Here is a 15,081-nt window from a genome sequence, read left to right as displayed (position 1 = left end):
AATGAATGGTTTATTTTATTGGTTATATACATATTTTAGAATTTCAACAGTCTGAGGTTTCAGCTTTTATTTTCTAAAAAGCTGAAACCTTTTATCTTTTCTCACGTATAGGTTATTGTAACAAGAAAGACATAGAAAAAAGGATGATGTTCAGATGAGCTTTTTTAAGCGCCTGTTCGGAGGGAAAGAAACTGCGCGTCCGGAAGTAGAGGATCGTACAGTGATGAACCTGAAAATCGGGGACATTGTTACGTACGACCTTCAGGATTACGAAGTGGTCGGCAAGCTTTTATATAACGATCATGGCTTTAAATGGTCAGCTTATCAACTTCAGGGAGTCCAGGAAGTAATCTGGCTTGGCGTTGAAATGGATGATGAGCTGGAGCTTGGTATTTATAAAAAATCAACGCTTAAACTCCAGGAGCCCCTTCCAAAAGAAATTGAGTATGAAGGCACGACTTATTATTTAGATGAGACTGGTGCTGCAATCGTGAAGGGTGAAGGTAGAAGTCAGAATGTTGACGGTGTAAAATGTAAATATGCCGAATACTATGATGAAGATGATGAAAAAGCATTGTCTGTTGAAATCTGGGGCGGCGACGTTGAAGCAAGTACCGGATACAGTATAGAAGAATACGAACTTAAGATTATTGCAGGATCAAATTAAAATATCAGGAGGAATTGAATATGTTTCAATTTTTTAAGCGAGTAAGAACAGTTGTAGGTGCAGAACTTAATTCAATGATTGATAAAGCGGAAGATCCGGTAAAAATGCTTGATCAATTCATGCGGGATATGGAAGCAGACATTCGTGAAGTGGAAACTGCAGTTGCGAAACAGATCGCAAGCGAAAAAATGCTTCAGAAGAAAGTTGAAGATGCAGAAAGCATGATGAAAAAGCGTGAAGACCAGGCAATGAAAGCGATCGAGTCAGGGAACGAAGACTTGGCCCGCCGTGCGCTTGAAGACAAAAAGAATCATGCTGACCAGGCTGGTTCTCTTCAGGACTCTTATGCAAGAGCAAAAGAAGATGTTGCCGGACTCAGAACTAAACTTGATGAAATGAAGAAAGAGTATAACGAAATGAAAATGAAAAAAGATTCATTAAAAGCACGTGCTGAGTCAGCTCAAACACGCACTAAAATGAATCGTACCCTTTCTGGCATCAACAATGACCAGTCACGCGGCGGATTTGATAGAATGGAAGAAAAAGTGATGCAGTTTGAAGCTGAAGCTGAAACGAGTGAAGACCTGCGTCAATCAAACCGCAGCCTTGACGATGAATTCGATGCACTGGACAACAGTGTAGATGATGAGCTTGCTGCACTAAAGAAAAAAATGAATAAAGAGTAATCAAATCAGGGCCGGCGTGACAGTTAACCTGTCACCATGGCCCTTCTTTTCAGTTAGTCTGCAATGAAAGGATGGTGAGACGATGAAACGGTCAATCATGTCAGTCATGATTGTTGCTGTCATGCTGTTTGTAGCCGCATGTGGAAACAGCGGCGGTTCAATTTTCAAAGATGGAATCGAAGACTTTGTCAGCACTACATATACCTTATACGATACAGTCGAAAGTGCAGAAAACAGTGACCGCTATGCAAGAATTTATCAGGCAGAAAACACTGATCTTCAAGCGGTTTCAGATGAATTACAAAATCACGAAACGCCTGATGAAATGAGTGACATCAATGATGGCAAACAAATTTTCATTTACGACAATCTGTTTGTTACGCTTACAGAATCCGATGAGGATCCGGGCAATACGATGATTGAAGTGGCAGAAGAAGAATTTGCCCGCAACAATTACAGACCTAGTTTTTTTGAAGGCTATCTACTGGCAAGCCTGATCTCTAATGTGTTCGGAAATAATTGGAGCAGTAACCGTAACAGACAATGTAATACGAATCCCGAACGCTGCTATGGCGGCTATAATTCAGCCGGTTCTTACGTCGGTAAAACCTCTACCCCGACAATCCGCGGTTCAGGTAATCGTGGCGGAGGCGTAGGTTCTGGAAAATAATCAGATTTTGAGAGGAGCATGTTAAATGGAACCATTTTTATTAACGATTATGTATTTTGCAATTGCAATCGTTGTCATACTGATTGGACTTGTGGTTTTTGAATTAATTACAACGAAATATAAAGATTGGGATGAAATCCTTGCAGGAAACAAAGCGGTGGCTCTATCCATTAGTGGGAAGATCATCGGTATCAGTATCATTCTTGCCTTTGCAATCTATCACAGCTTTGCAGTATGGGAAACGCTGGTTTGGGGTGGTCTTGGTGTCGTACTTCAAATGATCGGTTACCTCTTGTTTGAAACGTTCACACGAAAGTTCTCAGTGGAAGAACAGCTTCACAAAGGAAACCTTGCTGTCGGCATCATCAGCTTTGGTGTGTCAGTAGGCCTTGCCTTCGTAATCGGCGCATCAATTACTTAATTTAAGCGGTTAGGAGCTTCACCATGAAGACGATTAATGAACTGGGTATTAAACAGAGCAAAACAATCTACTGGGCTTCAGGAATCGTTTCGATATGCGGGATTATATTTGAAGTATTATTCGGAGCTGCTGGCTCTTACATTTTGGGAGATGGTGTGAAGCAATATACGCTCACCATCTCGCTTTTTTTAACTGGAATGGGGATAGGTGCATCAATTAGTGAACGCGTTACGCGCAACCTTATCCCATCTTTCATCTGGATAGAATACGCGATTGGTGTCATTGGAGGATTCTCCACCTTTCTTTTTTTCGGTGTCACAGCTTTTCTTCCGGCAGGAACAGATGCAATCTTCCTTTATACAATCACACTGATAGTTGGTGGATTAACCGGACTAGAGCTCCCTATTCTCATCAGAAAAGCCAATGACATTGGTGTAACACTGCGAAAAAGTACTGCGCGTGTGCTGTTTTCTGACTACGCCGGAGGATTGATCGGAGGATTACTCTTTGTATTTTTTCTTCGTCCGGAATTCGGTTTAGTGAAATCAGCATTTCTTGTTGGTTTGATTAACGTTGCAGTAGCACTTTGGGTTCTATTTTATTTCAGGAAAGAGATCAAACGCTTTCGCCTTCATTTAGCTGCGGGGATCGGATTTTTCCTCGTCTTGTTTTCAGGTATTTTCTGGGGAGAAGAAATGGCTTTTTCATTTGAGCAGAAATTGTATCGCGATCCGATTATTTATCACGAGCAAACCGACTACCAGCAAATTATTCTGACAAAAGAACGTGGTGATGTCAGATTATTTCTTGACGGTCAGCTTCAGATGAGCTCAACTGATGAGTACCGCTATCATGAAACACTTGTACATCCTGCAATTGAAGCAGCCGACACGCCTGAAAATGTGTTAGTGCTTGGTGGCGGTGATGGGCTGGTGCTGCGTGAACTTTGGAAATACGATGAAGTTCAATCAGTGGATCTCGTGGACCTTGATCCTGCAGTCGTTGATCTTGCCGAAACAAACTATGACCTGCTGCAGCTGAATGAAGATTCTTTTGAAGATCCGCGTGTAACTGTTCATCATGAAGATGCTTTTTCATATATGGAGCAGACTGAAGAATTTTATGATGTCATTATCGTTGATCTGCCTGATCCAAATAACGAGTCGTTAAATAAGCTTTATACCATTCAATTTTATCAGCTGCTGCGCAATTCACTTGTGCCTGGGGGAGCTATGATGATTCAGGCCACCAGCCCTACATTCGCAACTGAAGTGTACTGGACAATTGATCATACAGTGAGAGAAACCGGACTGCATGTGGAAAACCTTCACGTGGATGTGCCGAGCTTTGGCGACTGGGGATTTATCTATGCTGAACGGGAAGAATCCGGGGCGTTAGATGAAATGGAATTTAATGTGGAAACCCGCTTCTTAAATGCAGACACTCTGCAAAGCTTAAGAACGTTCGGAAAAGATATTGACCGGGATATCACAGACGATAAAGGAAATCCTTTTGAATACCAGCCAAACACACTGATTGATCCAATCCTGCTTGAGATGTATGACAAAGCATGGATTAACTATTAATAAAAGCGCATCAGAGAAATTCTCTGATGCGCTTTTTTCAAATGATTATTCCATCAGGAAGTTCGCTCCCGCAAGATCCGTCTGGCCTTTCAGCGTTGCATAAGCATATACGTTGTAGTAATAACCGGATGGCAGCTTTTCACCACCGACTTTTCCATCCCACACAAACGTTTGGAATCCTGCTTCAACGTCTTCTACAATTGCAATATCACCAAGATACGCCAATGGAGTACCTGCTTCATCAGAAGCATAGACAAACAGATCAACTGTTTCTGCTCCGCCAGGGAAGTAACCTTCAATTGTAAATACGTCTCCATCCTGATAAACACCCATGCTTGTAACACGTGGGTAATCAGGCTCACCTACGAACAGAATCGTTGGTACGTCTACTGTCTGATCACCGTTTGATACTGTAATACTTCCTTCATAATAGCCAGGCTCAAGCTTTGAAGCATCCACCTGAACGTTCATATTAATTTTTTTCGAGCTATTTGCATTTACTTTTGTATTTCCACTTGTGTTTACTTTGATCGCTTGGTTATTGTCCCCAAAGTCCACATCAAATGAATAGTTCACTTTCTTATCAGAAAGGTTCTTCACTTCAAAGTGGTTCTTCTCAACCTGTTTGCCTTTAGACTTAACAAACTTTCCAAATGAGTGACTACCGTCTCCTACAAGAATGTCAGTAGCAATCGCTTCAGGTACACGAATACTTCCAGCACCCTGTGAGTTGTGCGGGTAAGGTGCTCCAGTTGCTGGATCAATGATTTCAGCAGCTGTATTCATCAGCGCTGCCTTCACATCATCTACTGACCAGTCAGGATTCGCCTGCAGCACAAGTGCTGCTGCTCCTGCTACGTGTGGTGCTGCCATACTTGTACCCTGAAGTGCTGCATAGCCGTATGGCTGATCAGGATTATGAGTAGGGATAGTGCTGACGATATTCACACCAGGTGCTGATACGTCAGGCTTGATCATCCAAGTATCAACTACAGGTCCTCGAGATGAGAATCCAGCCATTGACTCGCCTACTTCACGGTCAAATTCAACGTTGAATGAAACTGTGTTAGTACCTGCTTCAAGCTCTGCAAGTAATTTCTGACCATCTTCATTGCTCATTTTGATTGTAGGAAGAGAGATTCCAGGAATATCAGGCTGCTCTCCAGCTACGTTGTTGAAGATAATCGCGCCAACTGCACCTGCAGCTTTTGCATTATCTGACTTTTCAACAAATGGGTAGTTACCACGCTGAATCAGCGCAATTTTACCCTCAAGATCTTTTCCTTCAAAATCAGCAGGACCACCAAGTCCTACATATTCAAACTCAAATTCCTGGTCATTCAGACCAACGATTGCATCTTCTGATGGGAAGCCCATTACTTTAGCTGATGGATAAACTGCTTCACCTTCTGTATCAACTTCTGCAGAAAAAACGTTGTAAGGAAGCTGAGTTGCACCAACGGAGATCGCTTCACGTGATGTACCTGGTGAACCGACTGTCCAATTAGTTGGACCGCTGTTACCGTTAGAAGTAACAGCTACAACCCCCTCTTTCATTGCCCAGTCCAGTGCAATAGATGTTGCCCAGTCAGGCGCATTCAGTGAGTTACCAAGTGAAAGGTTCATCACATCTGCTCCGTCTTGAACTGCTCTTTCAATTCCTGCTACAACGTTTTCAGTTGAACCGCTGCCGCCAGGTCCGAGTACACGGTAAGCAAGTAGAGTCGCATCAGGTGCTACACCTTTTATTGCGCCGTTAGCAGCAACCGTTCCTGCTACGTGAGAACCGTGAAGTGTTGATTCACCACGGGGGTCTCCAGCAGGTGTTTCCTGTGGATCTTCATCGTTATCAACAAAGTCAAAGCCTTTGTAATCCCCGAATGCATGCGCAAGGTCAGGGTGTGTATAATCAACACCTGTATCAATAACCGCAACTGTTACACCTTCACCAGTAAATCCTTCTGCCCAAGCTTCTTCAGAGCCGATAAATGGGGCACTGTCGAACATTTCAGCTTTTAGATTTTCCTGTGAAACCGGTGTAGATTCGCCCACTACAGACGCGGTATATGTAACGTTTGGATAAACTGCTTTAACACCTTCAACAGATAATAGTGCTGGCACATCTTTTTCAGCAAGTTCTAATGAAAATCCTGAAAATACTGTGTCGTATTCTTTGTGGACTTCTGCATTAGAAATTTTGCTTAATACAGATGATTTCACTTTTCCGCGTTTATTTTTCAGGTTTCCTTTAGATTGTGAAACCCCGCGAGATTTTGCTTCTGCAATTGAAGGTTCTTCTAATTCAACAATAACCGTCGTTTCTTTTCCTGACTGAAAATTAAAGTCTCCTTTAAGCTGAGCCAGGCTCTCCAGATCTTTAGGTCCTGTGTTTGCACCGGCCCCCATGCCGAATGCTGAAAGTAATAAAAGAAGGACCATTGCTGAAATAAGTGATTTTGCCGACCTTTTTTTCATCCTTTTTCCCCTTTCAAAAATGTTTTACTGAATCTTTTATCATTCACTCCTTCCATTTATTAAAAATATAGAACATATATAATATTCAGACATTTACGGAAATTTTCCTAGAGTGTATTTTCTTATTTTTCCAATAAACTTTCTGTGCTATATTACGCATTACTTTTCTCTTATGTAGTTCATAGGTATTGCGATACCCGCCTATCGTATAGATAAATAGTTTGCTTCCCTAGATCTCGTGACAGCTTCCATAAGGGTTTCGCCTTTTTTAGAACATGCCCTGTCCGAACTCTACTAATTTTATATTCTATTATCAGGGAGGTGAAAATAATGACTTGCAAAAATCACTACAAACTGCCACTTGGTTCAATTGGAAAATGTGAATGCGACTGTCCTAAGCGTCCGCGACCTGACAAACATGTACTCATGCTGTTTGAAAACTGTTCTCCGATCGCAGGTAACCGAAACACACCAAATAATATAATCTTCGATACAGAACCAAACTCACTACCAGTTACAATGGCTGCTACAATTGAAAACTTCAGTACAGACGGAATTAATGTGACAATCTTCCGCAGAAACTCTCAGGAAACCATTGCTGTACAGGCTGGATCCTCACTCACATTTGTGCATAACGAAGTCGTTCGTATTACAGTGAACTCCTTCGGTCAGGATTACACTGGTTCATTTAAGTACCAGATCACGTACGAAGTTGAAAAAGAACATTAATACCTGATTCAATCGAAAAGACGGACACCCAAATGGGTGCCCGTCTTTCAATTTGTATTAATGAAGCTCTACGTTGTGATACACCTGCTGAACATCTTCAAGTTCTTCAAGAACACTGAGTAATTTTTCAATCTGCTCCTGTTCTTCTTCAGACACAGATACATCATTCTGAGCCAGCATCGTCAACTCTGCAATTGTAAAATCAGTGATCCCGTTTTCTTTTAATGTCTGTTGAACGGCATTGTACTGATCCGGTTCTGCATAGATGATCACGGTGTTTTCTTCTTCAAGTACATCTCGAACATCAATCTCACTTTCCATCATAAGCTCAAGTATGTCATCTGCTGACTTACCTTCGATGCCAAATACAGCTGTCGATTCAAACATATATGAAACAGATCCGCTGACGCCCATGTTACCGCCATTTTTACCAAAGGCTGCACGGACTTCTGAAGCAGTACGGTTCACATTGTTTGTCAGTGCATCTACGATGATCATCGAGCCTGCCGGACCAAATCCTTCATAGCGAAGACTGTCATAGTTTTCTTCGCCTCCGCCCTTCGCTTTTTCAATCGCTCTCTCAATAATTGCTTTTGGCACATTATAAGTTTTTGCACGATCAAGTACCATGCGGAGTGCAGTGTTTGCTTCAGGATCAGCTTCCCCTTCCTTTGCAGTTACATAGATTTCACGCGCAAACTTGTTGTAGACCTGACTTGTATTTGCATCTTTTGCTGCTTTTTTCTCTTTAATATTATTCCACTTACGTCCCATTGATTTCACTCTCTTTCATATAAACATCATACTTTTAACTATACTGTCTAAAGAAGATGAAGGCAAATCGCTATTTAATCCAGCTTTGAGATTGAGAATGTATTTTTACCTTTTTCTTTGGCATCATAAAGTGCTTCATCAGCTGCTTTCAAAATCTGTTCGGGTGTAAGGCTGTCAGTTTTCACAACAGTTAAACCAATACTTGCTGTAATTGTTAGTTCATCTCCTGCTATATACCAGGGACTTCTTACAGCATCAAGGATTTTATCAGCCACCTGGATCAGTACTTCCGTCGACTGAACATCATACAGCAGAATAACAAATTCATCCCCGCCAAGTCTGACAACCAGGTCAGATCTTCGTACACTTTTCTTAAGCCTGATCGCAAACTCTTCAATCACTGCATCCCCTGCATCATGACCAAGACTGTCATTAATCTCTTTAAAATGATCAAGATCGAGTATCGCTAATGAAAATCCGACACCCTGTTTATTCTGTTCTTTCATCATCTCTTCCTGCAGCATCCTTCTGTTTGGCAGGCCTGTCAGTGAATCATGGTAGGCAAAGTGGCGCAGCTTTGATTCATATTGCTTTGTCAGTGTAATATCCCTTGAAATAACGACCATATAACTGAAGGAATTATCTTCATTAAAAACAGGGGTTCCCTGCACTTCAGTCCATATTGGTGTTTCATCAGTTTTTAACTGTCTTACCTGCAGTTTAAAAGGCTCTCCTTCTTTAATTGCCTTCATAAAAGTCCTGTCCAATTCGTCACGGTATTTTTCTTCCACACCAAATGAAAAGGGCTTGCCCTCATATTCAGCCTCTATGTATCCCAACATCTGACGGTACGATGGCGACGTATAAATAATTAATCCACGGTGGTCTACAAGAGTAATTAAGTCTTGTGCATTTTCTGCGATAATCCTGAATTTTTTCTCGCTATCTTTGAATTTCTTATCTGCATCGATTTCTGACGTAATATCTTTTAAAATCCAGTAGATTCCTGAAACCTCGCCATTCAGCAGAACAGGTACAAAAATAGATAACCCTTCTACTGTTTTTTTATCAGAAACATGGATCGGAATGCTGAACGATTCTGCTTTTCCATTCTTTGCAACACTAAAGCAATTCTTTATTTCGGATTGCTGACGATCTGAAATCCATTTTTTAAAGTGCAATCCTCGAATATTCTCTCCATTCATTAAATCTTCGGCGGCGCGATTGAGTGTTTCAACCTCCCCCTCCAGATTCAAATACATAATGGCATCAAGGTTATGTTCAAATAATGACCTGAACCTTTCCCTGCTCTCAAGCGCTCTTTTCTTCGATTCTACTGCACTTTTCTCCGCCCAGGTTGACTCTGTTATGTCATGAACTAGTGCAGTAATATATTCACATTTCCCATCTTCATTAAACATTGGGGAAAGTCTTGTTTTTGAGTAGTAGGTTTCTCCTGAAAAAGAAAGGTATGAATCCTTATAGATCACATCTTCTCCAGTCATTACCACTCTTTTGTACTGTTCATACAAATAAGAAGTCACTTCACTTTGCTGAAGAAAACGAATTGGCTTGCCATAATCATGTTCGCTCAGTCCCGAGCGGATTTTTGCTTCTTCATTGATGAAGGAATATGAAAATTCCTCATTGTTTTCTACTTTAACGATGAATACCATCTCTTTTATGCCCTGCATGACTGCCCGATAAATCAGCTGCTCGCTGTTCATGGACCCATCCCTCCACCTGCTATATATAATCTAAACTTAATCTTATAGTAGAGATAGTGTTCACGGTTGTAAAGATACCATGTGAATTTTATTAATTAAAAGGCTATGTATAAGTTAGCTGTTGATTGTAGCTCCAGGGGGACTTTTTCCGCATGGGTGCGCCGTTTTGTGGCGCCATCCCTGCCTCCTCGCGCTTCGCGCTGCGGGGTCTCACCTGTCCGACTTCTTCTGCTGGAGTCGCCCCCCTTTTGCTACAATCACCAGCTATGCAGTAACAATACTGGTTTTTAACACAGCTAATTAAAAAGAGCAAGAGTACATATGAATTTGTTGAACGAAATGAATGAAAGTTAATTTAAAAGATGAATAAAGATGATTGAACGATCTTGAAAGATTGCAATTGTTAATGTTTCAGCAGATATTGCGCTGATCTCATCTGGCGCGGTGCAAATACCCGGCGCTCTTGTGTTAATGTCCGGGTGTGCTGGGGCTGATTAAAGATTCATTTGCTTAGCTTTGAGCAGGATCTTCCCCAACGTAAAAAAATCATCTGCTCCGGAAGAACAGATGATATCTGTATTATGCGTGTGCTTCACGTAATGTTCTTTTTGTTACTTTCTTTTTCGCTGCCGGTGCTGCCCATCTATCCAGGCCGTATCGGATCGCACCATAACCTGCGAATAATAGAATAACTGCTGCAGCTAATAATACCGGGTTAGTGCTAATTGTTCCCGCGAGCAGGAAGTTAAGATTCATGAACGCTCCTGCAATTAATGCCGGCATTGTAAGAAGTCCTGCGATCAGTCCTAATCCTACAAACAATTCTCCCCAGGGTATCAGTATATTAAAGATGTCTGCGTTCGGCAGCGCCACTGTTTCAAGGAATGTGCCATACCAGCCGGCTACGACCGGAGCCTCTCCTCCTGCTTTTGCAATTGCACCATTCAGATAACCTGTTGCGTCAAATTCTCCTGTTACTTTTCCCCATCCTGCCTGAAGCCATTGAACACCTAACCATACTCTCAACACTGTCCAAATTCCTGCAGCCACTTTTCCGTTCCACCATTTTTCACCCATCTTGATTCTCTCCTTTTTCTTTTGAAACTTTTCACAATAACAGTTAAAAAAATAAGTGCTTTTTGCTCGTTTTGTTTGTGAAATATTTCACATTTATTTGATACCTTTATAATAATGCATAAAATTAGATTAAGCAATAGTTTGTTCATCATTTCACAAATTGTTCATTTACTCAATTTCCTTCATGCTTTTTCCATACCTCCGGAAGTAAATCACTTAACTCATGTGCAAGCATCGTATGCGCCGATCTGGTCTTCTCCCATTCGTCTGCACAGGCTCCATGCAAATAAACAGCGTTTAACACCGCGTGCTTCCAGTCATCATGACAGCATAACATTCCCGTAATCATACCTGTTAATGTGTCTCCGGTTCCTCCTTTAGAGAGTGCACTGTTACCCGAAGTGTTGATATAGACATCGCCATCAGGAAAAGCGGTGATTGTCTGCTGACCTTTTAGAACAAGAGTCACACCTGTTTCAACAGCAAACTTCGTGACCGCCTGTTGTTGGTTTTCTTCAAGTTCTTCCATTGAAATATCTGAAATACGCAGGAATTCTCCCGGGTGTGGTGTCAGGATGACGGGTGCTTTACGATCAATATACGTTCTTTGACTGAGAGCTCCTGCATCAAGAATCACCGGAACATCTGATTTCAAAAAAGCTTTCACAGTTGTTTCAGTTTCATCATCTGCCTCTCGACCCGGACCTGCAGCGAGAACGCGGTATTGATTCAGTTGAAGGTTCTGAAGTCTTTCGTAAAAACCAGGCACAAATGTTGTTTCAGGGAGATGCTGGATGACATAAGGAATGACTGATTCTTCTATGCCCATCTCAAGCTTTCCAACTCCACTTCTCATGCATGCGAGCGCAGATAATACTGCTGCACCAGGCATGAACCTGCTTCCTGCAGCTATCAGAGCAGTGCCATATGTTCCTTTATGGGCATCAGGTTTTCTAGCAGGCAGCGTATTGATTACATGATCTTTATTCCATTTTTTCATCTTGTCATCTCCTTTGAAGTTTGCGGATGCTTTTCGCGGCTGTTCGCTGAGTCATCAGGCTTTACATGTCCATTCCGGTCACAGGAGTCAACTACATACGCTCTAATCACCAGCTCTATACATAAACAACATTGAACTTTAACAAAGCTTAAAATTAAAGAAACAGTGAACAATTAATATTCACTGTTCTTATTCTTATGAATGAACCTTCATCTCTTTATGAATAAATGGACATTTTCCTGTAATCGGCTCGATGTCATCTCCGATAAACGACTGTTTCCATTCATTGTGATCAGGATCTCCGTAATGACTGATATCAGGATGCTTCGGAAGCTGGTCCCACTTCTCGACGCGTTCACGGACTTTTTCACGTGACATCACTCCGCCTTTTTCAGTGCCTTCGAGTCCCTGAAAAATCGCACGCGGCTGGAAGCCCAGTACCATGCTGTTTCCAAGATCACGTGTTTTTCTCTGTTTATAAGCAGGTGTATTCCCAAATACAAATATCGGTTCACCTTTAAAATGAAAATCCCACAGAAAATGTTCAGGATCCCTCGGATGCTCTTCCGGCCACTCTGTATCATCCATGTCGTGGAGATACTGAATAATTTCCCAGAATTGTGCACGATAATCTTCCAACTCTCCCTCTTCTTCAAAAGGTTCAACGAAAATAAACAGTCCATGCTTAATCTTTGTCGCTTCATTAAACAGTGTCAGAAATTCTCCGACTGCCTGAGGCAAATTCGTCCAGTCTTCCTGCGATATGTATGCGTAGCGAAGTTCTCCTTTGCGCTGGCCTTTCATGCCAAAGTAGCAGGGGAAAGTCGGATCCAACACAGTCTCTTCGAACGTCTTATATTCTTTTATCAGCCACTCCGGGAGCTTTTCGTGATTTTCCATCTCTTCTTTCGTTAATAAACCTGAACTTTTTAACACCATGTTATTGCCTCCATTAAATGTTCTATTAGTTTCTACCCCTTTTTTCCAGGTGAAAACGTGTTTCCAAATTAAAACAGATAACGGGTAATTTTCTTACTCTCTCAAATTGCTTTTACTGCGTTTCACTCCTATGTTTTCCACAGCCAGGCGCAGGGAGTTCAGTGCCTTACGCTCCAATCGCCAACTGTGCAGAAACAACAATTGACTCTACTAGAGCTGCAACAAAAGAAGACAGCACTCATTGATGAGTACTGTCCATTGTTACGCACGATTCTGGTCTGCGATATCCTGATCCATTTCTTTTTTAGTTTTTACAAAGAAAGCAAGTATCAACCCGATCAATGCTGTGATGCCTGCCACAATGAATGAAACGTTCACACCATGTACCATACCTTCCATTCCTTCTGATGGAATCGCTGCAGTAGACATCACTGTAACCAGCAGCGCAGTTCCGACAGCACCGGCGATCTGCCTCATGGTATTGTTCATTGCAGTACCATGAGGGATCAGACTATCAGGCAGCTGGTTCAAGCCAGCTGTTGTTGCAGGCATCATGACGAGTGCCAAACCAAACATCCGAACCGCATTTACTGATGCGAGATAAGTAAATGTAGTATCGACAGTTAAATTCGTAAACATAAACGTTGTAATGGTTAAGAGCGCCATGCCGGTAATCACCAGCCATCTCGCACCGAACATATCAAAAAGTTTACCTGACACAGGATTCATTAACCCCATCAGCACCGCACCCGGAAGCAGCATAAGACCTGATTCAAAAGCAGTAAATCCAAGCATGTTCTGCATCAGAAGCGGCAGTACAACTGCTCCGCCAATCATTGCAATAAAGACAACCATTCCAATGATTGTTGTAATCGTGAATACTTTGTTGCGGAACACTTTAAATTCTAGCATTGGCTGCTTTAATTTAGACTGTCTGGTAATAAAAATCGGCAGTGCAATTAAGCCAACTACAAGTGAAATCAATACGTGAGCGCTTGCCCAGCCGCTGTTACCTGCCGTACTGAATGCGTAAAGTAAACCACCGAACCCCAGAGTTGATAGTGCGATAGAGATCGGATCAACTTTAGGGAAAGTCTGTTTTGTTACGTTTTTCAAAATAAAATATGCAACAATAATATCAATAATGACAACCGGAAGAATGATATAAAATAAGCTTCTCCATGGAAATTGATCAACCATCCATCCGGATAATGTAGGTCCTATTGCCGGCGCAAATGCGATGACAAGTCCAAACATTCCCATGGCCTGACCCCGCTTTTCTAATGGGAAAATCAAAAACAGAATCGTTTGCATCAAAGGCATGATAATACCGGCACCAGATGCCTGAAGTACGCGCCCTGACAGTAATATGCCGAAGTTCGGGGCGATCGCACAGACAAGTGTACCGACAGCAAACAGCCCCATGGCGGTGAGGAAAAGTCTTCTGGTTGTGAAACGTTCAATTAAAAAAGCCGTAATCGGAATCATGATTCCATTTACCAGCATAAAAATTGACTGAAGCCACTGTGCAGTAGAAGCATTCAGTTCTAAATCTTCCATAATGACAGGAATTGCTGTGGCTAAAAGTGTCTGGTTTAAGATTGCAACGAACGCACCTGAAATTAACACAATCAGCAGTGGAATTTTATTTATTCCAGCACCCCTGGCCTGATCCTTTGAACTCATATAAATCCTTCTTTCATTTATAAATTTCTTCGATTAACGAATTAAGTATTTGCATTATACAACTATATGATTGTATCATACAACTATTAAGGGGCAAGCACTTTGCTTTTAGAAATGATACGAAGGCGGTATGACGATGAAGGAAAAGTCTTTAGCACAAATTGAATTAGAAATGGCTGTGCTTTCAAGAAGAATTGCTTCTGTTGCAAGAAGTAAAAGAGAAGAAAACCTGGTCAGAGCAGCGTACCTGCTTCTTTATCAGATTTCCACCCACGGCCCTGCAGGAGTAAAAGGGCTTGCCGAAGAACTACAGCTCGATATATCTACAGTCAGCAGGCAGGCTGCTTCACTTGATCAGAAGGGCTATGTGAAAAAAACCCCCCTTGCTCAGGATAAGAGATCATACTTATACGAAATTACTGAAGAAGGCCAGCGTGAAATGACTGAATATCAAAAAGTCAGACGAGAAAAAGTAGATGAGCTCCTTGTAGATTGGACTGAAGAAGAACGTGAACAGTTTGGAGTTTTATTGAAGAAGTTTAATGAATCTGTGAAGGTGTACTGGTCGAGTGAGGACTGAGGTTTAATGTGGTTCGTGGAAAAATGGTATGTGTTCTCAGATAAACATGGAGTGTTCTCAGAAT

The 15,081-nt window shown here is 41.8% G+C and carries 14 protein-coding genes; 7 read left to right on the top strand and 7 right to left on the bottom strand.

Translation table 11 applies throughout. From position 1 onward, the window contains the following. Positions 1-154: 154 nt before the first annotated feature. The 5 genes from E2626_RS16770 to E2626_RS16750 all read left to right on the top strand — a co-directional run bounded on the left by E2626_RS16770 (position 155) and on the right by E2626_RS16750 (position 4,030). Positions 155-667 (top strand): DUF4178 domain-containing protein, encoded by a 513-nt coding sequence (locus E2626_RS16770; protein ID WP_134383297.1) that lies wholly within the window; start codon positions 155-157, stop codon positions 665-667. A gap of 20 nt (positions 668-687) precedes the next feature. Next, positions 688-1,353: a PspA/IM30 family protein gene (locus E2626_RS16765; protein ID WP_134383295.1), complete on the top strand. Its 666-nt coding sequence runs from the start codon at positions 688-690 to the stop codon at positions 1,351-1,353. 82 nt (positions 1,354-1,435) lie between these two features. Then, positions 1,436-2,023 carry a DUF4247 domain-containing protein gene (locus tag E2626_RS16760; RefSeq protein ID WP_244094366.1) on the top strand — a complete coding sequence of 196 codons (588 nt, stop codon included), beginning with the start codon at positions 1,436-1,438 and terminating at the stop codon, positions 2,021-2,023. 25 nt (positions 2,024-2,048) lie between these two features. Beyond that, positions 2,049-2,444: a DUF350 domain-containing protein gene (locus E2626_RS16755; RefSeq protein WP_134383293.1), complete on the top strand. Its 396-nt coding sequence runs from the start codon at positions 2,049-2,051 to the stop codon at positions 2,442-2,444. A 23-nt stretch (positions 2,445-2,467) separates the two neighbouring features. Further along, on the top strand, positions 2,468-4,030 hold the full coding sequence (locus E2626_RS16750; RefSeq protein ID WP_134383291.1) for a polyamine aminopropyltransferase: 1,563 nt from the start codon (positions 2,468-2,470) through the stop codon (positions 4,028-4,030). Between the two features lie 45 nt (positions 4,031-4,075). On the opposite strand, the gene E2626_RS16745 is transcribed toward E2626_RS16750, so the two are convergent. Further along, positions 4,076-6,505 carry a S8 family serine peptidase gene (locus E2626_RS16745; RefSeq protein ID WP_134383289.1) on the bottom strand — a complete coding sequence of 810 codons (2,430 nt, stop codon included), beginning with the start codon at positions 6,503-6,505 and terminating at the stop codon, positions 4,076-4,078. Positions 6,506-6,835: 330 nt separating this feature from the next. Between E2626_RS16745 and E2626_RS16740 the strand changes: the two genes are divergently transcribed. Next, positions 6,836-7,234, top strand: coding sequence for a hypothetical protein (locus E2626_RS16740; RefSeq protein ID WP_134383287.1), 399 nt, complete (start codon positions 6,836-6,838; stop codon positions 7,232-7,234). 57 nt (positions 7,235-7,291) lie between these two features. Here the strand turns inward: E2626_RS16740 and E2626_RS16735 are convergent, their stop codons facing one another. From E2626_RS16735 to E2626_RS16710, 6 genes are all read right to left on the bottom strand, one after another. Continuing rightward, on the bottom strand, positions 7,292-8,008 hold the full coding sequence (locus E2626_RS16735; RefSeq protein WP_134383285.1) for a YebC/PmpR family DNA-binding transcriptional regulator: 717 nt from the start codon (positions 8,006-8,008) through the stop codon (positions 7,292-7,294). A 74-nt stretch (positions 8,009-8,082) separates the two neighbouring features. Continuing rightward, the gene (locus E2626_RS16730) at positions 8,083-9,735 is read right to left on the bottom strand and encodes a diguanylate cyclase domain-containing protein (protein ID WP_134383283.1); all 1,653 of its coding nucleotides are present in this window, start codon (positions 9,733-9,735) and stop codon (positions 8,083-8,085) included. A gap of 579 nt (positions 9,736-10,314) precedes the next feature. Further along, positions 10,315-10,812, bottom strand: coding sequence for a DoxX family protein (locus E2626_RS16725; RefSeq protein ID WP_134383281.1), 498 nt, complete (start codon positions 10,810-10,812; stop codon positions 10,315-10,317). Between the two features lie 172 nt (positions 10,813-10,984). Continuing rightward, on the bottom strand, positions 10,985-11,812 hold the full coding sequence (locus tag E2626_RS16720; protein WP_134383279.1) for an NAD(P)H-hydrate dehydratase: 828 nt from the start codon (positions 11,810-11,812) through the stop codon (positions 10,985-10,987). A 195-nt stretch (positions 11,813-12,007) separates the two neighbouring features. Continuing rightward, a complete protein-coding gene (locus E2626_RS16715) occupies positions 12,008-12,751 on the bottom strand; it encodes a YqcI/YcgG family protein (protein ID WP_134383277.1) in 744 nt (247 codons plus the stop codon). Positions 12,752-13,012: 261 nt separating this feature from the next. Next, the gene (locus E2626_RS16710; RefSeq protein WP_134383275.1) at positions 13,013-14,437 is read right to left on the bottom strand and encodes an MDR family MFS transporter; all 1,425 of its coding nucleotides are present in this window, start codon (positions 14,435-14,437) and stop codon (positions 13,013-13,015) included. A 136-nt stretch (positions 14,438-14,573) separates the two neighbouring features. Here E2626_RS16710 and E2626_RS16705 point away from each other — a divergent pair, with 136 nt between their 5' ends. Further along, the gene (locus E2626_RS16705; protein ID WP_134383273.1) at positions 14,574-15,017 is read left to right on the top strand and encodes a MarR family winged helix-turn-helix transcriptional regulator; all 444 of its coding nucleotides are present in this window, start codon (positions 14,574-14,576) and stop codon (positions 15,015-15,017) included. Positions 15,018-15,081: the final 64 nt, after the last annotated feature.

This window comes from Jeotgalibacillus salarius (assembly GCF_004405125.1).
GTDB lineage: Bacteria > Bacillota > Bacilli > Bacillales > Jeotgalibacillaceae > Jeotgalibacillus > Jeotgalibacillus salarius.
The sequence above is the reverse complement of the archived record's forward strand: the minus strand, read 5'-3'. Positions and strand labels throughout refer to the sequence as shown.

Coding starts and splice junctions, on each gene's coding strand:
- E2626_RS16770 (WP_134383297.1), top strand. CDS start 155: ATGAGCTTTTTTAAGCGCCTGTTCGGAGGGAAAGAAACTGCGCGTCCG.
- E2626_RS16765 (WP_134383295.1), top strand. CDS start 688: ATGTTTCAATTTTTTAAGCGAGTAAGAACAGTTGTAGGTGCAGAACTT.
- E2626_RS16760 (WP_244094366.1), top strand. CDS start 1,436: ATGAAACGGTCAATCATGTCAGTCATGATTGTTGCTGTCATGCTGTTT.
- E2626_RS16755 (WP_134383293.1), top strand. CDS start 2,049: ATGGAACCATTTTTATTAACGATTATGTATTTTGCAATTGCAATCGTT.
- E2626_RS16750 (WP_134383291.1), top strand. CDS start 2,468: ATGAAGACGATTAATGAACTGGGTATTAAACAGAGCAAAACAATCTAC.
- E2626_RS16745 (WP_134383289.1), bottom strand. CDS start 6,505: ATGAAAAAAAGGTCGGCAAAATCACTTATTTCAGCAATGGTCCTTCTT.
- E2626_RS16740 (WP_134383287.1), top strand. CDS start 6,836: ATGACTTGCAAAAATCACTACAAACTGCCACTTGGTTCAATTGGAAAA.
- E2626_RS16735 (WP_134383285.1), bottom strand. CDS start 8,008: ATGGGACGTAAGTGGAATAATATTAAAGAGAAAAAAGCAGCAAAAGAT.
- E2626_RS16730 (WP_134383283.1), bottom strand. CDS start 9,735: ATGAACAGCGAGCAGCTGATTTATCGGGCAGTCATGCAGGGCATAAAA.
- E2626_RS16725 (WP_134383281.1), bottom strand. CDS start 10,812: ATGGGTGAAAAATGGTGGAACGGAAAAGTGGCTGCAGGAATTTGGACA.
- E2626_RS16720 (WP_134383279.1), bottom strand. CDS start 11,812: ATGAAAAAATGGAATAAAGATCATGTAATCAATACGCTGCCTGCTAGA.
- E2626_RS16715 (WP_134383277.1), bottom strand. CDS start 12,751: ATGGTGTTAAAAAGTTCAGGTTTATTAACGAAAGAAGAGATGGAAAAT.
- E2626_RS16710 (WP_134383275.1), bottom strand. CDS start 14,437: ATGAGTTCAAAGGATCAGGCCAGGGGTGCTGGAATAAATAAAATTCCA.
- E2626_RS16705 (WP_134383273.1), top strand. CDS start 14,574: ATGAAGGAAAAGTCTTTAGCACAAATTGAATTAGAAATGGCTGTGCTT.